The sequence below is a fragment of the Rhodopirellula baltica SH 1 genome (assembly GCF_000196115.1).
In the GTDB taxonomy this organism is placed as follows: Bacteria; Planctomycetota; Planctomycetia; order Pirellulales; family Pirellulaceae; genus Rhodopirellula; species Rhodopirellula baltica.
Genome location: NC_005027.1, coordinates 3,936,543 through 3,961,326 on the forward strand (window position 1 = coordinate 3,936,543; position 24,784 = coordinate 3,961,326).

A 24,784-nucleotide genomic window follows, 5' to 3' on the forward strand; every position below is an offset into this window, starting at 1 on the left:
GCGACGACAGGAATGACCCGGCAAACTCGTTGACGTTGACCTCAACGAGCCGATGCCAGACAATATCAACGACCGGCTGAGGTTGGGGTTTCCCCGATCTCAGCCGGTTTTCGTATCACGATTCTTTCGATCGCCACCTGAACTCATAGGTTCCCATGTCGACCGCTTCCACGACCCACACTCAAACCGACGCTCTCCAGTCCGACGACCTCGCCGCCCAGTGCGTTGATATCGCCCGCCGTGCGAAAGCCGCATCTCGTTTGCTGGGGACCCTGGATACCAACATCAAGGATCAATGGCTGATCGAATCCGCGGACGCTTTGATTGAGGCGTCTGACGCGATCATCGCCGCCAATCAGCTGGATCTTGAAAACGCCCCAAAGTACGGACTGACCGACGCGGGAATCGATCGGCTGCGTCTGGACGAAGCTCGAATCGCTGGAATCGCTACGGGTTTACGAGAAATCGCCTCATTGAACGATCCCATCGGCGAGGTCCTCGATGGTTTCGCGCGGCCGGGCGGTATGCGAATCGAAAAGCGTCGTGTTCCTTTGGGCGTCGTCTTCTTCATTTACGAAAGTCGACCCAATGTGACCGCCGACGCGGCTGGAATCTGCGTCAAAAGCGGTAATGCAGTGATTCTGCGTGGTGGAAAAGAAGCCGCTCATAGCAGCCGGGCGATTATCGAAGTGCTGCACGAAGTCGGTCGTCGCGTCGGGATTCCCGACGACGCCGTTCAATTGGTCGGAACGACCGACCGCGCTGCGGTGGGGCACTTCCTGAAGCAATCCGACAACATTGATGTCACGATTCCCCGCGGAGGCGAAAACCTGATTCGCCGTGTCGCGGCAGAAGCCACCATGCCTGTCATCAAGCACTACGACGGCAATTGTCACGTTTACGTGGATGAGTCCGCCGATATTGAAATGGCGGTCGATATCATCGAAAACGCGAAATGTCAGCGAATGGGTGTCTGCAATGCCTGCGAATCACTGCTGATTCACCAGTCGATCGCCGCCGACGCACTCCCAGCGATCGCGAAACGCTTGGCCAGCCGTGGCGTTGAAATGCGGGTCGACGAACGCGCTTCGGCGTATGTTCCTGACGGCGTTCCTGCCACGGATGCCGATTTTGCCGCTGAGTTCTTGGGGCCACAAATCAGCATCGCCGTCGTGGATTCGCTGGCTGCTGCCACCGATCACATCAATCACTACGGATCGGGACACACCGACGCCATCGTCACCAGCAACATCGCCGCTTCCGAGCAATTCACCGCTTTGGTGGATAGTTCCGCAGTGATGGTGAATGCTAGCACTCGCTTCAATGACGGTGGAATGTTCGGTTTGGGAGCGGAAATCGGAATTTCCACGGATAAGTTTCACGCAAGAGGGCCATGCGGGTTGCGGGAACTGACCAGCTACAAGTACATCGTACGTGGGAACGGTCACATAAGAGGCTGAGGACACGATGTCCAACGAATCACTGAGTCAAAATCAAGTCGAGAATCTTCTGAAGGCCATGGAAACGGCTGATTTGGACGAGGAAGGTACCGACGCACCGACCGAGACCAAAGACTCAGCCGAATCCAAGGATGCCGAAAACGCGACCGTTGGGAGTTCCGCTCCCGTCGTCGGAGCGGCGCATCCGGCCGATTCCAAGCCCTATTCTCCCGGCGTACCAACCGGTGCCAGAGTAACGGCCTACGACTTCAAACGCCCTGAACGCGTTGGCAAAGACCAAATGCGGGCGATGCATTCGCTGCACGAGTCGATTGCTCGAAATTTTGGTGCGTCGATCTCCGGTCTGCTGCGGACCATGATCGAGGTGAAACTACTGAGCGTCGACCAACTCACCTACAGCGAGTTCGTCTTCAGCCTCGACAATCCAAGCTGCTTCAACGTCATCAAACCGCTGCCGTTGGAAGGCCACTGGGTTCTCGATATTGCCCCGGGATTGGCTTATGCGATCATCGATCGAATGCTCGGTGGTGACCCGGTCCCTGGCGAAACGATTCGGCGGCCCCTGACCGAAATCGAAACCCGGTTGATGTGTCGCGTTGTCGAACTGTTCTTGGAACAAATCGTGCCCGCGTGGGAAAACGTCATTCAACTCGAACCATCGATTCACACGACCGAGAGCAACCCACAACTCGCCCAGATCGTTCCTCCCAACGAAGTGGCAATCCTGGTCGGGTTTGAAGTCCTGCTCGGTAAAAACCGGGGGATGATGAACTTGTGCATCCCCTTCAATTCCATCGAGAAATACAACGCGAAACTGTCTCGCAACGGATGGGTGGGCTATGGAAAAACCAATCCAACCCCACAATCGCGACGCAAAATCGCTGACAGCATTGATGCCGCGCCGGTGGACGTGGTGGTGACTTTGGCGAGGTCAAAGATCCGAACCAGTGATCTGCTGGACTTGAACGTTGGCGATATCATCACCACCGAACAAGCCGCCAGTTCCGCATTGGAATTGTCCGTCCAGGACGTCCACAAATTTGCCGCCGTCGCCGGTGCCTACAAAGGCAAGAAAGCGGTGCAAGTTCAGTCAACGGTCGAGCCAAAATACTGCGAACCCGAAGTCGACCCAGAAGAAGAGCTGGAGAACGATTCACCAGCCACTGCCGAGGCGGAACCCGTCAAGGATGAACTGGAAAACGTCTTGGATGCGGCTCAGGCCAAAGTTCCAACGACAACGCAACCGAATGCGTCCCCCAAAGCTTCACCAACCAAGCCGGCACCAACTCGCTGAAGCGTCGCTAATACACTGAGTCGCTAACACACTGACAGAAAGATTGTGATTCTCTTCTGTCAAAACAGCTAAGCCAACGATGGCTCTCGCCGTTTTCGCAATTCGCCCGCCAGTGTGAAGCGTTTCAATCTGCTTCGCCGATCACTTAGGCTGACGACAAAGTACCGCCACTCATCTCCCACCAAACTTGGCGAGAGCAAGCGATCAGTTTTGGCCGGATTGAGAGACGATTGACGGCGCAGTCAGACCGCTTTTCTGGGCCGCTGATTCCGCACGACGAAGTGCCGCCTCGACACGGTCGAGCAACTCGTCAGAACACTCGGGCGTTTGAGCCGTATCGCTGATACATGCTGTGAACTCAGCACCGCAGTGCTGGCATGCAACGGTACATCCGAGTAACGATGCGCGAATATCGATTCGCCGCCCGCAGGTTGGGCAAGATTGATTGAATCGAATGGACATGATTAACCTTTCTACTTCCAGCCACTCGGCTGGCTAAATCCGTTTGACAGGGGGAATAATATCCACAAACCCTCAACAACGCAAACTCATTTCACGCAAGCTTCACAAGAACGCTCAAGCTGCAACCATGGTAGCGCCGCGAACTGGTTCGGGCAAGGATCAAATTTGGCGAAGACTGCGTGAAGACGAACGCTATAAACCACCCCAAAACACTGCACGCACGAACACTACATCATCCCGAAAGTATTGGTTTCCCCTGCTTCACAACCGACAAGACGGTTATCCTGTAGAGGACCTTAAAACGACGCTTCGACGAATGGATTTTCACGCTCAAGCCGGTTCCTATGACACGCTCGTTCCGCAGTCAGACGCCCATCATCGCTCTTCTAGCGACTCTTTTCGCTGTCTTTCCAGGAACGAAAAGTTCCAGCCAGGACACCTCCGGCGAGCCTGATCTGGGCCCTAAAATTCAATTCGAAACCATCGATGGAGACTCAGTATCCGGACAGCTGGGCAACCTAACAGGTTCATCTCTGTCCGCAATTTTGGCTGGCGGCGAATCCAAACAGTGGGATTTGACCGAAATTGCACGAATCCAATTCGATGGTTCGGAAAAGACCAGCCCACCAGCTCGGGTCGTCCTTCGTGGCGGCTCCGAAGTGGCATCGGCCGCGACTTCCATGGAAGACGAAAAGCTGCTGGTCCGCTCGATCGGGCAACCGTCATTCACCGTGTCCATCCGATCCGTTCAATCAGTTCGCTTCCGAGCTCCTTCCAGCGCGACTGACGCTGACTGGCTCGCATTGGTCGAAGAACCTCAACGCCGCGATCGACTGGTCATTCGACGCGAAGGAAATGCGTTGGACCCAATCGAAGGAACGGTCTTAGAAATCAATCGAGATTCCGTTTCGTTCGACCTCAGCGGAAACATCGTCGACGCTCCCCTGAAAAAACTCGAAGGCGTGATCTTCTCCACCACCACCGACCGTGAAACGGAGAAGCCCATTCGAGTTCGCGACCAACGTGGATCGAATTGGATGGCCGATCAAGTCAACTGGAATGGGAGCGACCGTTCGCTTCGGCTCGATCTTGGCAACGACATCACGCACTCCATTCCTTTGAAAGAATTGTTGGAAATCCAGTTCTCTGGTGGCATCCTTTATCTGTCGGACGCGGAGGTCGCTGAGCAACGTCAACCGGAGTCGCTCAAAGCACTCCTCGGTGAAGACTTCGCATCCACTTGGTTCGCCACCGAAACCGACACCAAGAATTTGACCACCGTTCTGTCTTCCGATCATGTCATCCGTATCCCCGAGGGATATCAGAAATTGGTCGCTGCCGTCCGAGTCGCATCGGAAGTGGACCAGTTCGCACCGTTGACAGTTTCGGTGCTTTTGGACAACCGCGTTGCTTGGAAGCTCGAAATCCAAGATCGCAAACCGCACGGTTTAATCTTGCCAATCGAAGACGCTCGGCGGCTCACGCTTCGAAGTGCCCATCCCGGACCGGACGCATCCAAGACATCACCGACAATCAGTAATGCTTTGGGACATCGTATCGAGTGGCTCGGTGCCCGCTTGTTAAAATAGAGTCATGCGTCGCTTCGACGCTGCTCGGATGCTCTTTGCAACGACGTCTCCACACTGAGAAGAACGATTCGCCATGCCATCTCGATGCCTCGATTCCACCATGGTGCGAATCGGTTGTTTGACGCTTGCCCTCTTTGCATCAGCGATTTCGTTGGCGGCCAATCTTCGTGCCGAAGAGTCTTCGCTTCTGCCTGACGAGCAAAAGTGGATTGAGCAGTTCGAGTCCGCACGTGTTGCCGGCATCGCAAAGGCCACCCCTTCCACCGTGATGGTGTTTGTTCCAGGTGGCGGTGGAGGCGGTAGCGGTGTTTTGATCAGTCCCGACGGATATGCGTTGACCAACTTTCACGTCAGCAGTCCTGCGGGCACCTACATGCGATGCGGACTCAGCGATGGCAAAGTGTACGACGCCGTGGTTGTCGGTATCGATCCGGTGGGCGACTTGGCACTCATCCAATTGTTGGGCCGCGACGATTTTTCAACGGCTGAATTCGTCCCCAGCCGTTCGGTGCAAGTTGGTGACTGGTGTTTCGCCATTGGCAATCCGTTCTTACTCGCAACCAATCTGCAACCAACCGTTACCGCAGGAATCATCAGCGGTGTGCGTCGCTACCAGTATCCTTCTGGGACGTTACTCGAATACGGCAACTGCTTTCAAACTGATGCTTCCATCAATCCCGGAAACTCCGGTGGCCCGTTGTATGACAATGACGGCGATTTGATCGGGATCATCGGCCGAGCTTCGTTCGAAAAACGTGGACGCGTCAACGTCGGCGTTGGCTACGCCATCTCAGGCGACCAAGCTCAAAACTTCCTCGGCTGTTTGCACAGTGGACGCATCGTGGATCATGCCACTCTTGGTGCCACCGTTGGCACGGACGAAGACGGCAGTGTCCGAGTCACCAACATCCTCAGTTCCAGCGATGCCTACCGACGAGGGCTCCGTTACGGAGACGAAATTCTCGAGATCGATGGCCAAGTCATCCAAACGGCCAACGATGTTCAAAATATTCTTGCAACGTTCCCAGCGTCATGGCGAATCCCAATCACGTATCGGCAAGAGGGAACGAGCGTGGAAACGTTGGTTCGTTTGGCCAGCGTTCACCGCGGATCGGAACTGCTTGAGAAAATGAAGTCGGCATTGCCGCCACCTCCCCCCGCTCCACCGAAGCCACCCACTCCATCCGATCCCGAAGGAGACGCCCCCGGAGATTTGGAATCAGACGATGAAACATCGCCGGATGGCTCGGACAAAGCCAAACCGAACGACCCAAAACCGTTGATGAAGGACGCGGCGGGCGAACCGATTCCAGCAATGGCGGTCAAGCAAATCAAAATCCGCGAAGGCTATGGCAACTATTACTACAACGAACTGCACCAAACGAAATTCATCGAGCGACTTCGCCGGCAATTTAAGGACGTCGAGGCAAACGATTCCGTTTGGAAGATTCGCGGCAAAACCGTTCCCGTTGTCGATGGACAAGAAGCGAGCGATTTTCTAATCACGATTGGCGATGGCCAATTCAAATTCAAGATCGGCGACGACCTTCAGCAACTTTCACGTGGCGACGAACTGCTGCAAGTCGTCGATGAACAACGCGATGCGGGTATCCTGGCATGCTTGAACGCACTGCAACGCATGTTAACGCTCGGCCCGAGACAATTTGGCGACACGTACTACTGGGGCACGATGCCGCTCTCAGGCCAACGGCCCCTTCGCGACACCGTCGTTGGTGTCCACTCTGATTTGGAAACCCGATTCTTGCATCACCCACAATCTGAACGATTGGAAGTGATTGAATCCATCGCTGGCAACGACACCGACCCCGCCGAACTTTGGTTCGCAGCAGAAGACGACGCACTGCCGTCGACCTTGCAACTCCGCTATGGGCTGACCACCGTTTTGAACTTGCAAATCACCGATTGGTCCACCGCGCCAGCCAACCAACCTCAGGTTCCAGTCGATGGAGATGCATCATGAGTGGCGTTCCAAAACTCTCGCGTCTTGCCACCGCCCCATCCCATGCCGGTAAGGATCCCGCGTCGTTGCTGCGTCTTCTGCTGGGGTGCATCACTGCTTCGCTGATCGTTTTTCTTGCGTCTGAAAAATCCTGGGCTCAGCCTTCAATGGCTCGTCCGTCCGACCAAGTCCAATCGAAGATGGTCAAGGTCTATGGCGCCGGTGGGTTGTCCGGACTGGAGGCTTACCAGAGCGGGTTCCTGGTTTCGCCAGCAGGTCACATCGCAACGGCATGGAGCTATGTCCTGGACGTTGACCCGGTCGTCATTCTTCACGACGGCCGACGGTTCGAATCGAAGATCGTGGGTTTTGAACCGGCGCTCGAGTTGGCGGTGCTGAAGATCGAAGCGGATGACCTTTCCTTCTTTCCGATTCCAGAATCCGACAACGTTTCTTGGGGTGATCCTGTCCTCGCGGTCAGCAATTTGTTTGGCATCGCAACGGGGAATGAACCGGCGAGCGTGATGCAGGGCCGAGTCGCAGCGAAGACCAAACTCGACGCTCGTCGTGGGACTTTTCAAACGCCCTATCGCGGCGAGGTATTGCTGCTCGACCTGGTCGCCAACAACCCCGGTGCGGCTGGCGGAGCCCTTGTCGATCCCGAAGGCCAATTCCTCGGGATGTTGGGAAAGGAACTTCGAGATCGAAAGACCGGCGTTTGGCTGAACTACGCCATTCCCGCTGGCGTTCTTCGTCAACCGATCGGCGACATCATCGCCGGTCGCAAAACAACGCTTCCTGATGAATCCAATCCGGTTCTGCCCCGCGATAAATCTCACTCGCCGATTGGTTTGGGCATTGGATTGATCCCGGACGTTCTCGAAAACACTCCCGCCTTCATCGACTTCATCGAGAAAGATTCACCGGCCGCTCGCGTGGACCTTCGACCAGACGATTTGATTGTCCTCGCCAATGGTCGCCGTGTTTCGCACCAACGTGCTCTCCGTGATCTGCTAAGGCGAATCGACCGCCGCGACCAAGTCGCCTTGGTGGTTCAGCGAGACAACGAAATTCTTGACTTGGTATTACGTCCATGATTCGCAAACTACTTTCGGCACTCCTTCTTCGCAGCTTTCTCGTGAACCGCATATCCACTCCGTTTGAAATGCTGCTCGCTGTTGCTCTTTTGCTTGGCATATCAACGCCGATCCATGCCGATGACCCGACGCCGGCGCGATACCAAAGCATTTTGGCGAAAGCCGTGCGGCATGTTGCTGAGGACACGCTGCCCTCCGTCGTGACCATCGAAGTCATCGGTGTCATGCAAGCCAACGGCGAAGTCCGGCAAGATGCGCCGACATCGGGCGTGGTGATCGACGAACAGGGCCATGTTCTGACGTCGTCATGGGTGACCGGGGGTGACTCCGCCAGCATCATCGTCAACGCTCCGAGCGGCAAACGCTTCCCGGCCGAAGTCGTCGCCAAAGATGAACATAGAGACCTCGTGCTACTGAAGGTGTCCTCTCCAGATGAAACCTGGCAGCCGATCGCTTTTTCGACAAACGATCCAGCCAACGACAAAGTCGGAGAAACGATGGTTGCGGTCGCTCGGTACGGTGAAAACAACACGCCGATGGTGAGCACAGGAATCCTTTCCGCAGTCGGTCGACTCGATGGCACCGCAATCCAAACCGATGCCCGAATCTCCCCCGCCTTCTATGGTGGTCCACTGGTTGATTTGAAGGGTCGTTTTCGTGGCATCGTTATCCCCGCGGTTGGAGAAGGCGGCGCGGAAGACCCAACCGCTTGGTACGACTCCGGAATTGCCTTCGCCGTCCCCAGCACGATCATCGCCCAAAAGCTAGATAGATTGCGTCGTGGTGAAAACATTCAACAAGGCTTGCTCGGCTTCGTCGTCGCGGGCAGCGACCCTTACGCGGAAGGAACCGAACTGAGCGTCGTTCGCAAACGGTCGCCCGCCGACAAAGCGGGCCTGAAAGTCGGTGACGAACTGAAGTCCATCGGCGGTCAAAACGTCACTCGACGACAAGAAATCAAACTCGCACTGGGTCAATACGACGCTGGAGACGAAGTCGAAATTGAGTACGAGCGTGATGGGCAACGGATGTCATCCGCCGCAACGATGATTGCAACGATCCCGCCACTACAACCTCAATTCATTGGCCTGATCGCGGCCGACGAAGTGACCGAACAAACCGAAGAAGAAGACACCGAAGACGAATCCGACTCGTCGACTTCTGTCATCGTCCAGCATGTTTGGAACAAGTCTCCCGCCGACGGCAAGCTAAAGGTCAATGATCGTTTGATTCAACTTGACGGTTCGCCGATCCTAGATTCCAACGCAATGCGACAACGTCTTTGGGCGTCCGATCCCGATATCCCCATCGAGCTGACGATCGAACGTGACGGCAAAGAACAAGTGGTTTCGGTCGATCCGTTGACGCTGGATGGCCCCCTCGACCGAATCGAAGCTTTCGAGACAACGAAATCATCGCCGGCAGATGAATGGTCCGTTGAAACACTGCAATTGCCGGACATTACCAACGCGGCCGCAATCTGGTATCCCAAACAAGAACCTGCCGTCGGTACTTCCCCAACCGAAGCTCCGACAACACCGCTCGCTTTGGCGATCGTTCTGGCTCCTCCGAAGGACCGTGATCCATCCGCGATGCTAGACCCTTGGAAAGACCTCGCTCGCCAGCATCATGTCGCCGTGTGCGTGATCTGCAGCGATGGCGACGATCAATGGCGCCCCAACGAAGTCGATGCAATCAGCAAACTGACAGCCGCATCGCTGAAGCAATCCAGTGCATCACCGTCCGCGGTCGCCTTGATCGGCGGAGGTGCCTTCATGTTGGACGAAAAAGCCAATCCTGCTGATTCGATGGCACTCGGCGCATCCCTCTCGACCGTGAATGTCTTCTCCGGCGTTGCGATCTCGAATGAGACCGAGCCGCCCGCCGTTCGCTTACGAAAAGACGGACCACCCCGGCTTCTTCGGGTCCTCATTCCGAGCCCTCCCAATTCGGAGTTGCCGTTTTGGGCCGAAACACTCCGGCGAATTGGCTGCCCGCTGCAAACCACACTCACGCTCAACCGTGACCTGTGCCTTCAATGGACTCGATCCCTCTTGGCGATGTGATTCGCGAAAGAAAATCCATCTTTCGCGCAAAAAGCTTTGGCGTTGGTCTCTAGTTGAATATCTCCCCAATCTGAAGACACGCCAAACACCTCGCCTTCTCGCAGCGTCGAAACATGAACTTCACCCGATTGAACGGCCGTCGTTTCAAAGCCATTCGGCGATTTGCTTTGATCGCCGCTGTTACACTGTCTCCCGCTTGGGGCATTCACACTTGGTGGGGAACTTCCGAGAACACGACCATGGCTCAGAACATCAACGTTCCCCTGCCCACTTTCGGCGGGGCTCAATTGTGGACCGATCACGACCATCGTGCCGGTTACCGCATTCAGCAAAACGCGGTGACCAAACACTGGCGACTGCTCGATCCCAACAACGTTCGACGAGCATGGGGGAGTCGTGCCGACGTCGACGAAGCACTCAATCAACTGCAACCTGACATCGCCCCGCCATGCGATCGGCCAGTCGTCGTCCTGCTGCACGGTTTGATGCGAACGGACAATTGCATGAAATCGTTGGAAACCAAACTCCACGCCGAAGGTTACGAACAAACGATTCGGTTTGGATACGCTAGCACGCGTGACTCGCTAGCTGAATCAGCCGCCGCACTTCGGGACGTCCTCGAGAACCAGTCTTCTGACGCCGAGTTTGCCTTCGTCGGTCATAGCATGGGCAACATCGTCACTCGGCATCTGATCGGTGACCTGCAAGCCGATGGCGACCCGAAAAACCTGCTGCCGCGATTGAAATCGATGGTCATGCTTGGACCACCCAACCAAGGCGCCGCAATCGCACGGCGACTCGCCCCCACCGGTGTGTTTGGTTTGGTTGCCGGCCCCGGTGCGATGGAATTGGGGACTCGTTGGTCCAATGTGGAATCACACCTGGCCACACCCCCGTTCCCGTTCGCAATCGTTGCCGGAAAGGTCGCGACACCGATCGCGAATCCTTTGGTGGATGGCGACGGTGACTTTGTCGTCAGCCTCGAGGAAGCCCAACTGGAAGGAGCGGAAACGGTTCATCAAGTTCCCGTGCTGCACTCATTCCTGATGGAAGAACCCGACGTGCAAGAATGGACGATCGAGTTTCTCAACACTCACTGAATTTGAGCGGCAACCGGCCGATTCAGACTCGCTTCTCGCTCCAGAGTTTCAACAACTCAACCAAATGATTCGCAGAGATGACCATCTCATCCAGGCTCGCGAATTCTAGAACGCTGTGAATGTTGTGTTGACCGCTGGACAAGTTCGGCGTCGGCAGTCCTTTCTCGGTCAACTGACTCCCATCAGTGCCACCTCGAACAATTGCGGTTTGACAAGGCAGCCCCAAATTCTCAAACGCCTGTTCGGCCAACGAAACTGACTCGGGCAGCTTCGCCAATCCATCTGCCAAATTCCGATACTGGCGTCGAACCTCACACTGCAATTTCATTCCCGGCCACGCCGCGGTGGCTTGCTCAGCCAACTCGCGAACTTTGTCTGCATAAACTGACAACTGTTCGCTGTCGAAGGATCGCAAGATCAGTTCCACGCGAGTCTGCCCCACGCCGCCGACGATATCGTGCAGATGGATGAAACCGTCTCGACCGTCAGTGGTTTCAGGCGTCTCGTAATCACGGGGCAACGAAGCGGCAAAATCGGACGCAGCCCGCAACGAGTTGACCATCCGGTCCTTCGCGATCGCCGGGTGAATGTTGTGACCGCGAAAAATCAGCGTCATCGCGTCGGCCGAAAACGTTTCGACGTCAATGATGCCTTGGCCGCCGCCGTCGATGGTATACGCCACCGTCGCATCAAGCTTTTGCAAATCCAATTTATCCGTGCCGTGTCCGATCTCCTCGTCGCAAGTCATCACGATGCGAACCGGACCGTGCGGAAGATGGGGATTCTCAACCAATGTTTCGGCGAGTTCCATGATGATTGCGACGCCGGCTTTGTCATCGCCACCCAACAACGTCGAGCCATCGGTGGTGACGAGAGTGTGCCCAATCATCTTTTCGAGATCAGGACACCCCGAGACGGTGATCGCGTTGCCGCTGGGAAGCGGGATGTCACCGCCGCTGTACGATTCAACGACTTGCGGATCGATCGACTCGCTGGGTGCTTCCGGCGACGTGTCCATGTGAGCCACCAAAGCCACGGTCGGCGCGGTGCCGTCGATCGTTGACGGGACCGTTGCCGTTACAACCGCGTGCTCGTCCAAAACCACATCGGTCAGTCCCATCTGAGTCAACTCATCCGCCAACATCTTCCCCAATTCACGCTGGCTTTCGGTGCTGGGGTAGGCTTGGGACTGCGGATCAGCGGCGGTGTTGATTCGAACGTAGCGAAGAAAGCGTTGCAGCAAACGGTCTGGGTTGATCATCGGACGCGAAGTCCCTCTATTCGAAACACGGCCATGTGAGATGCCCCATCAGGGCCTTTGCCACCGGGGTATCGATACTTCTCAGTATCCAAGACAAACTTGCCTTCCACCATGATGGGTCGTGGCACAAAATCCGTCGTTCGCCCCGGCTGCATCTCAATCATCACACAATCGAACAATGCCGCACCGGGCCCGAAACAGCACTCCTGGTTGTCTCGCACCAAGACGAATTTGTCGATATCGGTTTCTTTGTACAACGTGCTTGGCAACATGTATCCTCGCAAACGCACGTTGCGACCATTCAAGAACTTCAGCTCTTTGGTCAGCTTCTCCTCGTCGAACACCTCGCCTTTTTCGATATCAAACGTCAAATCATCGAACGTGATGTCGCCCTTGGCCAAATCCGCCTGGCTGCTCTTGCGGATCTCAACCTTCTCACGCCCGGCAGCTTCCCCTCGCATCGCCGCCCGACGTTGTTCGATGATCGATCGAGCCGTCGCGGTGCGTTCCTTCTGCGTCTGGGAATCGTCCGCAAAGCAAAGAGCAGGGAGCATGGCCCCAACGGCCAGGCATCCAGCCATCGCCATCAAAGGAATTCGACAATTCAATAGCATCTGACGAGCATCCATCGTTCGTGGAAGAAAATTGCTGTACCGGTCGCCTGCAACGCAATGCACCCATCGTACCAATGTCTGACGGGGGACCCACAACCTCAAAACGCAATCGAACGCGAACGTGCCAGCATCCGGCCGATCAGTGCGCGTTATTTGTACAGATCAACTCGCATTTTGTAGAACATCGCGTTCTCAAAATCCTCTTTGCTCTGAGGCACACGATTGACCTTGAACGTTCCTGCCAACTTGCGTTTGGTCAGCCCAGCACGGACTGATTCGCCCGGTGGCAACGTCACCTCAATCATGTCGCTGCTGCGCGGATCCCCGCCAAAACAACATGTCCCAAGGTCGGGAACCAACACAAACTGACGAAGCATGCCGCTTCCGCTGCTGGGGTGGATGTACCCCTTCAAAAAGATGTCTTCGCCATCAATTTTCAAAGCATCGGGCGTGGGCAGGTCAGGACCATTCGGCTCCGACTGCAGCTTGTAAAACGCCACGCGTTCATACCCCTCAGGAACTTCCGTCAGATACGTGTAGGTGTGAAACCCGATGCCACCCAAAAAAAGCACGGCACAACCGACCACACCAACCTTCGCAACGCCCGAACCGCTGTATTCGTCCGGAAAACGACTGATCGCTCGCAACGCGATCACGCCCGCCAAAATTCCGGGGACGGTCAGGATCAGCATCGGCGAGAACGTCGGCATCAATCCGGGCAACGACAACGCCAAGAAGACCAACGACGCGATCGCGCCGCGGTTGATCGCTTTGTAGGGAAACTCAGCAGCGTCTGCGGCCCCTGAAAACTGGACTTCAGCGGACATAACTGGAAACCAACCAATCTTAGGAAGACAAAATCGAAGCGAAACGACCACCACTGTTTCGGTCGAAAAATACAGTGATACCCGGGTGCTACGACACGGGATGCGGGTGGGTTCGGCATCGAATTGGCCCCATTATTATCCCGCGCCTACCGATTAGCGAAATGCCTCTCTCAACATCGCCAAACTCTTCGGAATGGCGGATTCGTGGGCCTCACTGCCTTCGAATTCCAAACTGATGTATCCGCGATAGTCGACCTCTCGCAGAATCTCCGCCACTCGGCCGTAATCGATGTCCAACGTGTACCAGGTGCCCCCACCAAAGTAAGTCTTGGCCTGAACAAACACCGCTTCGGGAGCCAATTGTCGGTACTGGTCGTACTGATTCTCCAGAAAATTGCCTGTGTCGAGCGTTGCCCGCAACCAAGGCGAATCAACTTCTCCGATGACCCGCAAAACTCCATTCGCGGTCCGTCCTAGCCCCCAATGATTCTCCAGTCCCATCACCACACCACACTTCTCGGCGACTGGCAGACACTTTTCAAATCCTTCGCGGACCCAACCAAAACCTTCCTCGTCGGTATGCCCCTCCAAAGTCGGCTCGATGCCTTTGTTGGCCATCAGCTCATCAAAACTGCCTGACGTTCCCCACCGCCCCGTGTTCACGCGGATCGTGGGGATACCCATCGCATATGCCAACTCGATGCAGTGGATCGTGTGATCGATGTTCTTTTGACGTTCTGCCGGGTCCGGCGAGACGAATGACTGGTGAGTCGACATCCCGCACAAACTCAAACCTCGACGAAACGCTCGCTGCTTGATCCTTTGCAATGTCCCGTTGGATTCGTCGGTCATCTGAACATGCAACACTTCCACCGCATCGAATCCCGCGTCCGCGGCCAAATCCACGCACTCCTCAATCGAAAGTTTGCTGTCGTCGCGATATCGCCAGTACGAATAGGTCGACACCGCGATCGGATTCGGCTTCCGCGGAGCAACGACTTCTTCATCGCCGGTGCCGGCTTGAGCCAAAGACACTCGACCGGAACATGCCGACGCTCCCGCCGCCGCAGCAACCCCTGCCAACCAAGCCCGACGTGAAGCCTGTTTTGGCGAGCCGACCTCTTCTGAATTGCCGGACAGAACAGGAGAAGATCGATTGGTCTCAACGCTCATAGCGGATTCCTTGAGTGAGTGAATCAGTGAGTACGTGACAGCCCGCCAAGCTGGCCCCATCACGGAGCCGCTTCATTGTAACGAGCCACATCGTTTGCAGATATAAACCTTCCCGATGATGTGAATCGTCCGACGAACGAACCACGCGATCGCTTCAGCAACAACGACAAACAACACGGCAGCAATCCTGGCCGTCTGATCGGAAGACTAGCTCCTAGTGAGCTGAAAAACATCCGCGCGATCGCCGGGATTGTTGTAGTCAAAGACGTCACGTGAGCCGATCAGTTCGTCGGTCGCGTCCACCAACAGCGCAACCAGGAATCGTGCGACGTCTTCCGGCTCAGCAAATTCGCCTTTCTCTCGCATGCTCGCGAAAGTCGACGCGGTTTGCGTGTCAGAAGCCAAAACGGCGTCAACGATCCGTGTGTTGACCGCACCGGGATAAGCACGGATCGTACGGGTACCCGGCAACTCCTGGGCAGCACAACGAGCAGCCATCTGCGCCGCCGCCTTCACAATCGAATACGCTCCCCATCCAAGACGAGCATTCGATGCCGAATAACTGTCAATGAACAACATCCGTTTGACGGTGCAATCTCGACTCAAGGAGTTAAACAACTCAATCGGCACACCAACATGAATGCGAAAGTGTTCCGCCAGCTCATTCATGTCGATCTGCTCATATGGCTGCAATGGAACCAAAGAACCAGCCGAATGCACGAGGCCAGCAATCTCAGAGTCTGACGGAATACTTGCTAAAAGCTGTTCAACACCGGCGATCGAGCAAAGATCGGCGGCCACGGTCGTCACTCGTGAACCGCATGCTTCGGACAGCGACTGCAGCAACTCGACCGACCTGCCAACCGCGAAAACACGAAACCCACGGCCTGCCAACTCTTTCGCTACTGCTCGGCCAATTCCGCGTGTTGCACCAGTCACAACGTACGTTGGGATCGCTTGCATGTTCGACTTCCAAGAACCAATCAAAAACATCGCTCATACGAACCAAGCCAGCCGCTTAAGACTTAGCCGCGGTTGCACAAGGGAACAGTGGCGTTTGCCAAAACCGTTCAAATGCCAACCAACGTAACCAACCAAGCAACGCGTGCCGAAGGCTCAGCGTAAAATTCCTGTTCAAGTGAGCCGCTTTGCGGCGGGGTTGGGGTGGAGACTGCTTCGGTGACTATGGTGTCTCCTGTCTTTCACTTCACTCCCTCGTCAGGAACTCGACGATGACTTCAAAAAAAGGCCACGCTCGCTCGCTTTCACTCTGACCTCGCCAAGCGGTTTCGAGAAGACTTGCTGCTCAGCGGAAAGCAACCCAGCACCATCGCCTGCTACCGCAATGCCATCGCCCACTTGGCTGAGCACTTCGCTTGCTCCCCGGAAAAACTCTCCGAAGCACAGGTCCGGCAGTATGTCTTGCTGCGAAGACAGCAACTGCAGCTCGGTTCGATGCGGCCGATCGTCGGAGCATTGAAATTCTTCTTTCGCGTGACCGTTCCTCGCGACTGGCCCACTCTGCAAGCAATCCGTTTCCCCAAGTCCAACACGCTCCCAATGGTCTTGGTACCCGAGCGATGCTGGCAACTCATTGACGCCACCGTGGCGTCCCATCTGCAAGTCATCTTTCGAGCCATGTACTCCTGCGGACTCCGTGGCGTCGACGTTCGCCACTTGCGACCCCAAGACGTGGACGCCGATCGAATGATGCTCCGCGTTTGCACCACCAAAGGACACCGGCAACGCGAAGTCCCACTGCCTCAAGCTACCCTCGATGCGTTTCGTGCCCACTGGGCAACCCATCGCAATCCAAACTGGTTGTTTCCGGCGACGCAGAGAAACACTCCGGCGTCGAAGGCTGACCAACCCATCAGTGCCAGGACGATCCAGCGTGGGTTCACGAAAGTCACCGAGTCGCTGGGCTGGCAAGACTCCGGATTGACTCCGCACACACTGAGGCATTCCTACGCCACCGCGATGCTGGACGCCGGAGTCAACCTCAAGGTTCTGCAAGGCTACCTCGGACACAAGAACTTGCAAGCAACCGAGGTTTACCTCCACCTGACACGCCTGGGTGACGAAAGAGCCAGGCAGATCGTCGCTCAGATCATGAACGGGGACGTCGCCGAGCAAGGCCTTTCATGAAAGGCGTTTCAATGGTCTTGAAACGCTATGGCGACCAGTACATCGCGAAGCATGGAACACGAATGACCGCCCAACAGAAGAAGGTCCTCCGCGCCGTGATGGCGTGCCGGGAAGATTCTCTGGGCACGATCCAGTATGCCTGCTCCGGTTGCGGTGAGGTCACTCATGTGCCTCGCTCGTGCTGCAATCGGCACTGCCCAGCGTGCCAGCACCAGCGTCAGCAACAGTGGCTCGCCAGTGTTCAAGAAAACCTGTTGCCGTGCCAGTACTTTCTAATCACGTTCACGTTGCCAGCCGGATTACGCGAGTTTGCGATGGCTCACCCCAAGGTCCTCTACGTCGCCATGATGAGTGCGGCAGCTCAGGCACTTCAGCAAGCAGCGACCAACCCGCGACATGTCGGCGTGAGCGAAACGGGATTCACCAGCGTGCTGCACACGTGGGGACGTGACCTGGGTTACCACCCGCACGTTCACGTCGTGGTGCCCGCCGGCGGCATCGACGCTGGCGGAGTCTGGCAAAGCAGTCGCGCCAGTGTGTTCGTGCCCGAGCAGATTCTGGAGAGGTTGTTTCGCGGAAAGCTGAAAGACAAACTGCGATCCGAATCGTACTTTGATTCGATCCCCGATGATGTCTGGAAGGGACGCTTCGTCGTCGACAGCGAAGCGGTCGGCAGCGGCGAATTCGCGGTCGCGTACTTGGCCCCGTACGTGATGCGAGGTGCGGTGGCCAATCGACGCGTCACGCAGTGCGACGAATCGACTTCGCTCGAAGAAGCCAGCTTGACGCTGCAAGTCAAACGCAGCGGAACGCGTCAATACAAGCCGATGCAGATGCGTGTGGAAGAGTTCATTCGCCGTTGGCTCCAGCACGTGTTGCCGGCTGGCTTTCATCGTGTGCGTCACTACGGATTCGCCAACGCGCGCAGCAAGCGATCCCTCGAGGAGGTTCGCTGGTTGGTCGCTGTCTCACTGGAGCGTCAATACGAACTGGCTTGCAGCCAGCAGATCGTGATGGCGGAACCGGTCGCGATGCAGTGCCCCAACTGCGGCGGCCCGATGATCAACCTGGGCTACACCCCTGCCACGACAACTTTGCCGCAACCAGCCAGAGCGCCGCCATGATCCAGATCGTCGCTCCAATAACACGTCGCTTTCAAAGTCATCTGATCGGTGACGCCGCTGCCCCTGCGCGCCCATCGCATAAACCTGCCACGAAACGCATCCCGGCACACGATTCCAACAGCCGATCAACGCCCTTGCCCGATTCAAAACACCGTTCTGCGTTTCCAGAGCGGCTGCCCAAACCACCGCGCCGAACCGAACCTCGCACAAAGCCCTTCGCCAGGGCACGCCGCAGCGGACAAAACCACTAGGGAACCATCGCCGGAGTGTCCCCACCGCAAAGCGACTCGCCTTGAACAAGGATTTGGGTTCAGGCTCGTACCTCGCTGACCCCAAATCCTAAATAGTTGTACGCCGGTGCGTTACGAATCCACCGACCAAATTTGCGAGCCGATCGAAACATCGGATTTCGTGATGCCGTCGGGGACAAGGAATGCGAAGGTGCGGTCCGGCGACCAAGGGTCGCAGTGCTCGATGCCGACAACAGATGTTGGCAGGTCCTTGGCAGACGCACGACGAATCAAGATTGAATCACCAATCCGCACGACGACGTCGTCAAGGGTGGCAAACGTTTTGTTGGTTGCGATGACAAGACCACGCCCAGCGATGTCGAAGGTTTCCGCGACGTCAAACATGTGAGTGGGCATGAAAAACGGATACCTGAGGCGTACAACGGAAGGTTTTTACGACACCGCCCTAAACGAAGCGAACGATGCCTGAACTACGGAGATTGTACCAAGGCCAGCCCGCGTGGCCAAACCCGGAAGGTGTGCCGCAGGCCTAGCGTAAAAACCATGTTGTGCGGCCCGTCAACCGTCGCCAATATTTACAAGTGATGGCGGAAAAGCAACGTAGTGCGGCATCCAGCAGTCAGTGCGTCGTATGGCAACGTCATGCCCGTTGCAGCAGACCGTGTTGACGCCGTCGCAACCGTCGAGCCCGCAGCACCCGTTGAGGTGTCCAGGATTTGCGTGATCGCTTACGTTCAGCAGGTCATTGACGTTAGCGATGTAATCTCCGTCTGCCGCCCAGTCATCGCCAGCAGCGATGTAGTAGCCACCTTGCGGGAGACGGGGTTCGCCGTCGTCCTCGTCGAGATCGAACGGATCGTTTGACACAAGCGATAGCGAATTGGTAAGGACGACGCCACAGGTTGAGCAATGCAGCCGAAGTCGCGATGTCATTTTGAGTAGGGCCGCACAACGGAAGTTTTTTACCACACCGCCCCAAACGAAGCGGTGGAGTTTGAATCACGAACAGCTAATGATACGCCAGCCCCGCTTGAAGTGCAAAGGAAGGTGTGCGGCCGGCAAGCCGTTAGAAGTAGCCATCCTTGGGAGGCGCGGGCGGGTCGGCATCTAGGGCTTCACGGTGTTTACTCAGATTGCACCGAGCCAAGGCGCGATCGCGACCATTCGGGAGGCGAACGAAGTAGATCGCCCCGCAACCAGCAGGATCAAGCACAATCTTTTGGACGGAGACTGTTTGGCCATCGAGTGGTTCGCCGTGATTGCGGATGTCGACAATGTCGCCAACTGCAAGGTCGGGGAAGCAGTCAAAGCACAGGCCGGGAACGACCGAGCCAACGGCAACATCAGGATATCGTTCGGCGTACCAGGTCTTTGGATCGCTGATCAGTGCGTGGTACTCCGCGCCGCATGTTGGACACACCAGAAAAGCCATAAGCTACGTTCGATTTAGGCCGCACAACGGAAGGTTTTTACGACACCGCCCCAAACGAAGCGGTGGAGTTTGAATCACGAGAAATTGTACCAATGCCAACGCCCGTTGCCAAACAAGCGAAGGTGTGCCGAAGGCCTAGCGTAAAAACCATGTTGTGGGACGCTGCGTCGTGATTACGTCTTCCATTGCAAGAACACCCGCTAGGAGAACCGAGTCAGGACGTGACCGGTTCATTGAAGTAGTAGCAAAGCCCATCTGGTGCCACCACGAAGAAGACGTTGAAGCGCTCACCGTCACGTTCATCTACACGCGTATTCGCGACCGCGATACCGTTGGATTCGAGTTGAGACTTCACGCCGTCGATATCGGCCACTCGAATCGCGGCCCCCTCCTGTGATGGATCGCCACCGTTGATCGCGAACCCAATTTTCACGCCATCGCGCTCAAGGATTACGGTTGGGTGGGGCGAGTTGCGGCGTTCCACTTCGGTCATGCCAAAGTGCTGCGAGTACCAGTCGGATGCGGCATCGAGGTCCGTGACAGGCAGCGCGAGGACGTCGTTTTTGTACGGCGAAGCAGATTGAAACGCGGGTTCGGACATGAAAAGTCTGCTATCTGGGGAAACTTGCGTCCCACAACGGGGTTCTGGACGACAGGGTGTCGTACATGCTTGGAAATGGGGGAAAACGGGTTTGGATTTTAGCTGAAGGGGGCTCGGTCTGCAGCACTTGGGCGACTGGGCGAGGACGCAGTGAGGTGGGATTGCGTTCGCTCCGCCGGGTGCCGGGATGCAATATCGGTGTTTTTGACGCTGAGACGCGGCAGCAGTCATACCTTCCCCGCTGGCAGACAAGACGAACGTCCTGCGGGGCTGAATTCAACTCGCAGTTGCGAATGAGCTAGGTCTTGAGCGCCTGAAAAGGTTCCGCGTCTCTGATTCGCAGGATTCGCTTGGCAACCTCTCGCTGCAACTGCGAGAAGAACTCGGGCGACTCCAATCGCTCTCGTTGTGCCGTGGGTAGACAACGCAGCGTCGGTTCCCAGATGTCTTGCAGTGGGATTTGCAAGGAAACCCAATCTTGGCGCGGCATCGTCGCTCGCATTCCCGGCAGGGGAAGCAATTGACCATCCTTCCAAACGCCCAACGTCACCGCATACGCGCCGTTTGAATCGGGATTCGGATCCACCTCAAGCCGCATCCGGCCCACGGAGGGCCGAGGCTTCGGTTGCCGACCGGAAGACTCCGACGATGAACCTGGTTCGTCCCTCAACCGATCCAGTGGGCTGGCAACCGCAGTCGCTTTCATTCGTGCGACTTTGGTGTACAGCGAGGTGGTTTCCAAATTGGTGTGCCCGAGCAGCTTTTGAATGAACCGAATGTCGGTACCGGATTCGATCAGATGCGTCGCAAAGCTGTGGCGGAAACTGTGCGGCGTGACCGCCTTGCCAATTCCCGACAGAATCCGAGCCTGCTTGACCGCACGTTGGATCGTCCTCGGAGAAAGATGCCGGTCGACACGCCTGCCTTCGGAAGGAAACAGGTAGCCAACTCCTTTGGTGTGCCGCCACAACTGCCTCATCAGCGGCAACAGATCGTCGGCCAACATGACGTAGCGATCCTTTTTGCCTTTGCCAAGTTGAACTCGGATTTGTTGGCGATCGAAATCAAAATCCGACCACTGCAAACGGGCGACCTCCGCGACTCGCAAACCGGTTGCATACAGCACGGTGAGAAGCAGTTTGTCACGCAACGTGCGAGCGGCCTCCATCATTCGCTGGACCTCTTTCTTGGACATCACGACAGGCAATTGTTTTGACTTTCGCGGGGACACCAGCCCAACCGTGCAACGCAACAAACAGAATTTGTCCAGACCGGTTCGCAGTGCCGACAACGTGACGCTGACCTCCGACGCCGATGCGCCGCCAGCGACCAGCAGTTCCAAGTACTCCCGAATGTCTTCTTGGTCGATCTGGTCCAGCGGTCCTCGGTACCAGCGAAGGAAGCAGACCCAAGCGGAGCGATAGTTTTTGATGGTGCTGACGGCGTAAAAGCGGATCCGCAACTCACGGACGAGACATTTAACAACCAACGGTTTGGGCGGCTGAGTCGAGAGGTCGACGACGGCATGCTCGGCTTTGAATTCCGTCTCCACAGCGTGTCGCGGGGCGCCTCGGCCACGGGCGTCTCGCCAGGGTTGGCCATTGGTATAGAGACGGGGTGCATCCGGTGCGACAAGACGAGACATGAGCTGCTCCAGCAAATAAGGCGAAGACACGTTTCGCAAACGTTCAGCGAGTCAGGCGTGGCAAACAATGCGAATTCATCTCGATCCGGCCCTGTTTTCGGAACAACGAATGGCCGGACAGTCTCCAAAGGCCAGATCTGTTGCTGAATCGACAACAGAATGCCGCTTGGATCTGACTGCCCCATCCGGGGTGGCATCGCGTGTTGCTGGCGTGCTGATCTCGAAGCTTCCGCCCCGAGCTTGGAACGCAGACTCCTGCGGAGCCATTCATGCCCAAGATGCCACCGCACCCTATTGGTGTGCTCGCAGGCTGAAGAGTGATGGCCCGGATGCCGTGAAACGTGGTAAATCGTGACGTTCGTATCGATCAAGACACACACGAGCTCGCAAAAATCTGCCGAGTTCGTCGTTTTGACTCAATTCTAGATTGAGTGGCGAGCCGGCCTGGATAGCTTGGGAGTGTCGCCGCAAGTCGCGTCGACGCGAATTAAACGGAGTGCGGGGTACGGGCCCCGGTCACGCGATTTTGCTAGAGGACGAAGGGTATCAGGACATGAGTGAAACGAGTCAACCGATGATCGACGAGGTGGATTTGATTCTCACCAACGCTCGCTTGCGAGACGAGTTGGAACCATACCGAGACGATTCCATCGACGATCCGACGACGCGGAGCATGCCGCTTCAGAAGGAGAACGAGTACCTCGCATCGATCCTGGCCTGGGAACGGGCACCAGCACTTGCGATCGCTCAGTGGTTCAATCCCCCGCTTCAAATCCCATCTCCAGAATCGCTGGACGATGCAGCGTTGTCGGTAGAATTGCAGCGCACGATCCAACAACTTCATTCCCAAAACATCAAACTCACGTTCACAGATCACCTTTCCGATCGCGAACTGTATCGAGTGATCTACCGGGACATACTTCCGGCGTGTGAAAAGAAGATCGATGCCCCCGGTAAGAGCCTGGAGTGGCGATGCCTGGACGACAACGACACTTACCTGACCTTCTACGCGACTCCTGTTGAGCGTCGTCGATACCAAGAAGAGCACCAAGCGGAGTTGCCCAAAGCGAAACGACCTCAGTTCCGCCGAAAACTTCCAGACTGATCTACAGCCAGCCACAATCAACAAGTAACAAATTGCCCCGAAGGATTCGGGTGCTATTCGCCGACGTTCTCGGATTGCAGGGAATCAATTCGTTCGGCGATGGCCGCGGCCACTTTGGCATCCGGCCCCAAGTACCGCGAAATGACAAATTCGATCTCACTGAATTTTGTCGCCACTTCTTTGGTTTGACGCTCGATCGCGTCATACAATCGTCCCGAAAATAATAGGTGCGGCTGGACGATGACTCGACCGAATCGACCGCTCGCAGCGATCTGGTCCAGCGTGTCCGGCAGTCGCGGTTGTGCCATCGCATAAAATGTCGTTCGCAAACCGTCGGCGTCGATCGCGTACAGATCCGCGATGCAAGAACGGTGAGACTGTTTCAATCGACCGCGTACCGTGACTTCGGTTAGCAACCGCATGTCCGATGAGGCACACGGGTCCAAACTTCCGCGACCGACCATCACCACCGCCGTCGCAATCGAAGCATTGCCTGCTTCGCCATCGGACACCGATTCGATTGATTCGATCAAACGCTCGCGAACCAAATCGATCATGTGTGGCTGTCGCGAAATCGGACGGCTGTAACCAGCGATTCGGTCGAGCGTTTGCGTCTGGCGAGCAACCGCTTCAACAGCGTCAGGAATATCTGACTTGGCATGCCCCGCGGCAAACAACAAGAGAGGCGAAACAGTGATACGCTCCGCACCGGCGTCGAGCAATCGCCGCCAACCTTCATCAATCGTTGGCGACTGAAACTCCAGCAGACATGGCTGAACGATCGATTGACCGGCCAGGTGATTTGCCAGTCGATCCCCCAACTCGAAAAACTCATCGGTCCCGCGTTGGTCACGAGTCCCGTGTCCGATCAGCAAAATCCCATGGGTCGGATGACCGCCAGAAGCGGGTTGCTGATCCAAGTCGCTTGTTTCACTGATAGGTCGCGAGATCGGAGTGGCTTCCTTGGTTGGGATACAACGTTCCATCGAGCGACTTTTTTCAGCGAAACCGATTACTGAACTTTCTGGGCTGAAGTGAACCCTTGTTCTTGCAGAGCGGCCAAGGCTGACGAGACATCGAAACCAGCATCGTACTTCACGACAACTTTTTTGACTGTCAAAGCATTGGGATCGGGTTGATCGACCAAAGCGACCTCGCTGACCGCGTCATTCTTTTCCAACGTTTCTTGAACACGAGGGAAGCATGCGAATTGGCAGTGCATCTCAGGCACCTCCAAAGTCATCGTGCCAGCTTCGGCCATGATCTCCGGAGTCGCAACGACGGAGGCGGCCGGCGCGGTTTCGGTTTCAGGTGCTCGGTCGGGTGTCGCAGAGATCGCAACCATGATTCCAACAGCGGCCAAAGCGGCGACAACGTAAACGATCGATTTCATCGGTGAACTCAATGAGAGTGAAGTGGATTACGAGGAGTCTGAAAGGGAAAAAACCACGACGAACTCGTCGTCTCAGACCACCATCTAGTTTACCAATGCGGAATCCAGACTCACAACCGCCAATCCAAATGGGAGCCATCTCGGACCGGATCGCTCAAGGAGACCCGTCGAAAATCACGGCG

The 24,784-nt window shown here is 56.2% G+C and carries 22 protein-coding genes and 1 pseudogene; 11 read left to right on the top strand and 12 right to left on the bottom strand.

The window, feature by feature from the left end; translation table 11 throughout:
• The first annotated feature begins 155 nt into the window (after positions 1–155).
• The 7 genes from RB_RS14980 to RB_RS15015 all read left to right on the top strand — a co-directional run bounded on the left by RB_RS14980 (position 156) and on the right by RB_RS15015 (position 11,028).
• Positions 156–1,460: a glutamate-5-semialdehyde dehydrogenase gene (locus RB_RS14980; RefSeq protein WP_011121351.1), complete on the top strand. Its 1,305-nt coding sequence runs from the start codon at positions 156–158 to the stop codon at positions 1,458–1,460.
• A gap of 7 nt (positions 1,461–1,467) precedes the next feature.
• Positions 1,468–2,754, top strand: coding sequence for a flagellar motor switch protein FliM (gene fliM / locus RB_RS14985; protein WP_007334519.1), 1,287 nt, complete (start codon positions 1,468–1,470; stop codon positions 2,752–2,754).
• Positions 2,755–3,560: 806 nt separating this feature from the next.
• Positions 3,561–4,805 (top strand): hypothetical protein, encoded by a 1,245-nt coding sequence (locus RB_RS14995; RefSeq protein WP_011121354.1) that lies wholly within the window; start codon positions 3,561–3,563, stop codon positions 4,803–4,805.
• A 100-nt stretch (positions 4,806–4,905) separates the two neighbouring features.
• Positions 4,906–6,786 carry a S1C family serine protease gene (locus RB_RS15000; protein WP_164922881.1) on the top strand — a complete coding sequence of 627 codons (1,881 nt, stop codon included), beginning with the start codon at positions 4,906–4,908 and terminating at the stop codon, positions 6,784–6,786.
• On the top strand, positions 6,783–7,862 hold the full coding sequence (locus tag RB_RS15005) for a S1C family serine protease (protein ID WP_164922058.1): 1,080 nt from the start codon (positions 6,783–6,785) through the stop codon (positions 7,860–7,862). The genes RB_RS15000 and RB_RS15005 overlap by 4 nt, the downstream gene beginning before the upstream one ends.
• A 41-nt stretch (positions 7,863–7,903) precedes the next feature.
• Entirely contained in the window at positions 7,904–9,928 is a 2,025-nt protein-coding gene (locus RB_RS15010) for a trypsin-like peptidase domain-containing protein (RefSeq protein ID WP_231845667.1), read from the top strand.
• A gap of 113 nt (positions 9,929–10,041) precedes the next feature.
• Positions 10,042–11,028, top strand: coding sequence for an esterase/lipase family protein (locus RB_RS15015; protein ID WP_011121358.1), 987 nt, complete (start codon positions 10,042–10,044; stop codon positions 11,026–11,028).
• Between the two features lie 22 nt (positions 11,029–11,050).
• Here RB_RS15015 and pepT read toward each other — a convergent pair whose 3' ends face one another.
• The 5 genes from pepT to RB_RS15040 form a co-directional block, all read right to left on the bottom strand.
• Positions 11,051–12,289, bottom strand: a complete 1,239-nt coding sequence (gene pepT, locus RB_RS15020) for a peptidase T (protein WP_011121359.1) — start codon at positions 12,287–12,289, stop codon at positions 11,051–11,053.
• The gene (locus RB_RS15025; protein WP_011121360.1) at positions 12,286–12,918 is read right to left on the bottom strand and encodes a DUF3299 domain-containing protein; all 633 of its coding nucleotides are present in this window, start codon (positions 12,916–12,918) and stop codon (positions 12,286–12,288) included. The genes pepT and RB_RS15025 overlap by 4 nt, the downstream gene beginning before the upstream one ends.
• 134 nt (positions 12,919–13,052) lie before the next feature.
• Positions 13,053–13,730 carry a DUF4190 domain-containing protein gene (locus RB_RS15030; protein ID WP_007326835.1) on the bottom strand — a complete coding sequence of 226 codons (678 nt, stop codon included), beginning with the start codon at positions 13,728–13,730 and terminating at the stop codon, positions 13,053–13,055.
• A 153-nt stretch (positions 13,731–13,883) separates the two neighbouring features.
• Positions 13,884–14,903, bottom strand: coding sequence for a sugar phosphate isomerase/epimerase family protein (locus tag RB_RS15035; protein WP_164922059.1), 1,020 nt, complete (start codon positions 14,901–14,903; stop codon positions 13,884–13,886).
• A gap of 207 nt (positions 14,904–15,110) precedes the next feature.
• Positions 15,111–15,866, bottom strand: a complete 756-nt coding sequence (locus RB_RS15040) for an SDR family oxidoreductase (RefSeq protein ID WP_231845669.1) — start codon at positions 15,864–15,866, stop codon at positions 15,111–15,113.
• 324 nt (positions 15,867–16,190) lie between these two features.
• Here RB_RS15040 and RB_RS28340 point away from each other — a divergent pair.
• The 3 genes and pseudogenes from RB_RS28340 to RB_RS15050 form a co-directional block, all read left to right on the top strand.
• A pseudogene (locus RB_RS28340) lies at positions 16,191–16,409 on the top strand (phage integrase N-terminal SAM-like domain-containing protein); the annotation flags it as partial.
• Complete coding sequence (locus RB_RS15045; protein WP_390175256.1) at positions 16,398–17,051, top strand: tyrosine-type recombinase/integrase; 654 nt, start codon at positions 16,398–16,400, stop codon at positions 17,049–17,051. The pseudogene RB_RS28340 and the gene RB_RS15045, both read left to right, overlap by 12 nt.
• Entirely contained in the window at positions 17,048–18,175 is a 1,128-nt protein-coding gene (locus tag RB_RS15050) for an IS91 family transposase (protein WP_011118153.1), read from the top strand. Before RB_RS15045 ends, RB_RS15050 begins: the two co-directional genes overlap by 4 nt.
• A gap of 362 nt (positions 18,176–18,537) precedes the next feature.
• Here RB_RS15050 and RB_RS15055 read toward each other — a convergent pair whose 3' ends face one another.
• The 5 genes from RB_RS15055 to RB_RS15075 all read right to left on the bottom strand — a co-directional run bounded on the left by RB_RS15055 (position 18,538) and on the right by RB_RS15075 (position 22,104).
• On the bottom strand, positions 18,538–18,822 hold the full coding sequence (locus tag RB_RS15055; protein ID WP_011121366.1) for a hypothetical protein: 285 nt from the start codon (positions 18,820–18,822) through the stop codon (positions 18,538–18,540).
• 162 nt (positions 18,823–18,984) lie between these two features.
• Positions 18,985–19,293: a hypothetical protein gene (locus RB_RS15060; protein WP_164922060.1), complete on the bottom strand. Its 309-nt coding sequence runs from the start codon at positions 19,291–19,293 to the stop codon at positions 18,985–18,987.
• Positions 19,294–19,492: 199 nt separating this feature from the next.
• A complete protein-coding gene (locus RB_RS15065; protein ID WP_164922061.1) occupies positions 19,493–19,858 on the bottom strand; it encodes a hypothetical protein in 366 nt (121 codons plus the stop codon).
• A gap of 214 nt (positions 19,859–20,072) precedes the next feature.
• Positions 20,073–20,459, bottom strand: coding sequence for a VOC family protein (locus tag RB_RS15070; protein WP_164922062.1), 387 nt, complete (start codon positions 20,457–20,459; stop codon positions 20,073–20,075).
• Positions 20,460–20,757: 298 nt separating this feature from the next.
• Positions 20,758–22,104, bottom strand: a complete 1,347-nt coding sequence (locus RB_RS15075; RefSeq protein ID WP_231845670.1) for a tyrosine-type recombinase/integrase — start codon at positions 22,102–22,104, stop codon at positions 20,758–20,760.
• 553 nt (positions 22,105–22,657) lie between these two features.
• Here RB_RS15075 and RB_RS15080 point away from each other — a divergent pair.
• Positions 22,658–23,209 carry a hypothetical protein gene (locus RB_RS15080; protein WP_007328467.1) on the top strand — a complete coding sequence of 184 codons (552 nt, stop codon included), beginning with the start codon at positions 22,658–22,660 and terminating at the stop codon, positions 23,207–23,209.
• 53 nt (positions 23,210–23,262) lie between these two features.
• On the opposite strand, the gene RB_RS15085 is transcribed toward RB_RS15080, so the two are convergent.
• Positions 23,263–24,195, bottom strand: coding sequence for a sirohydrochlorin chelatase (locus RB_RS15085; RefSeq protein WP_011121375.1), 933 nt, complete (start codon positions 24,193–24,195; stop codon positions 23,263–23,265).
• Positions 24,196–24,221: 26 nt separating this feature from the next.
• Positions 24,222–24,602 carry a heavy-metal-associated domain-containing protein gene (locus tag RB_RS15090; RefSeq protein ID WP_007336450.1) on the bottom strand — a complete coding sequence of 127 codons (381 nt, stop codon included), beginning with the start codon at positions 24,600–24,602 and terminating at the stop codon, positions 24,222–24,224.
• Positions 24,603–24,784 lie beyond the last annotated feature (182 nt).

Excerpts from the sequence above, each read along its gene's own strand:
- RB_RS14980 (WP_011121351.1), top strand. The coding sequence starts at position 156 with ATGTCGACCGCTTCCACGACCCACACTCAAACCGACGCTCTCCAGTCC.
- fliM (WP_007334519.1), top strand. The coding sequence starts at position 1,468 with ATGTCCAACGAATCACTGAGTCAAAATCAAGTCGAGAATCTTCTGAAG.
- RB_RS14995 (WP_011121354.1), top strand. The coding sequence starts at position 3,561 with ATGACACGCTCGTTCCGCAGTCAGACGCCCATCATCGCTCTTCTAGCG.
- RB_RS15000 (WP_164922881.1), top strand. The coding sequence starts at position 4,906 with ATGGTGCGAATCGGTTGTTTGACGCTTGCCCTCTTTGCATCAGCGATT.
- RB_RS15005 (WP_164922058.1), top strand. The coding sequence starts at position 6,783 with ATGAGTGGCGTTCCAAAACTCTCGCGTCTTGCCACCGCCCCATCCCAT.
- RB_RS15015 (WP_011121358.1), top strand. The coding sequence starts at position 10,042 with ATGAACTTCACCCGATTGAACGGCCGTCGTTTCAAAGCCATTCGGCGA.
- pepT (WP_011121359.1), bottom strand. The coding sequence starts at position 12,289 with ATGATCAACCCAGACCGTTTGCTGCAACGCTTTCTTCGCTACGTTCGA.
- RB_RS15025 (WP_011121360.1), bottom strand. The coding sequence starts at position 12,918 with ATGGATGCTCGTCAGATGCTATTGAATTGTCGAATTCCTTTGATGGCG.
- RB_RS15030 (WP_007326835.1), bottom strand. The coding sequence starts at position 13,730 with ATGTCCGCTGAAGTCCAGTTTTCAGGGGCCGCAGACGCTGCTGAGTTT.
- RB_RS15035 (WP_164922059.1), bottom strand. The coding sequence starts at position 14,903 with ATGAGCGTTGAGACCAATCGATCTTCTCCTGTTCTGTCCGGCAATTCA.
- RB_RS15040 (WP_231845669.1), bottom strand. The coding sequence starts at position 15,866 with ATGCAAGCGATCCCAACGTACGTTGTGACTGGTGCAACACGCGGAATT.
- RB_RS15050 (WP_011118153.1), top strand. The coding sequence starts at position 17,048 with ATGAAAGGCGTTTCAATGGTCTTGAAACGCTATGGCGACCAGTACATC.
- RB_RS15055 (WP_011121366.1), bottom strand. The coding sequence starts at position 18,822 with ATGCCCACTCACATGTTTGACGTCGCGGAAACCTTCGACATCGCTGGG.
- RB_RS15065 (WP_164922061.1), bottom strand. The coding sequence starts at position 19,858 with ATGGCTTTTCTGGTGTGTCCAACATGCGGCGCGGAGTACCACGCACTG.
- RB_RS15070 (WP_164922062.1), bottom strand. The coding sequence starts at position 20,459 with ATGTCCGAACCCGCGTTTCAATCTGCTTCGCCGTACAAAAACGACGTC.
- RB_RS15075 (WP_231845670.1), bottom strand. The coding sequence starts at position 22,104 with ATGTCTCGTCTTGTCGCACCGGATGCACCCCGTCTCTATACCAATGGC.
- RB_RS15080 (WP_007328467.1), top strand. The coding sequence starts at position 22,658 with ATGAGTGAAACGAGTCAACCGATGATCGACGAGGTGGATTTGATTCTC.
- RB_RS15085 (WP_011121375.1), bottom strand. The coding sequence starts at position 24,195 with ATGGAACGTTGTATCCCAACCAAGGAAGCCACTCCGATCTCGCGACCT.
- RB_RS15090 (WP_007336450.1), bottom strand. The coding sequence starts at position 24,602 with ATGAAATCGATCGTTTACGTTGTCGCCGCTTTGGCCGCTGTTGGAATC.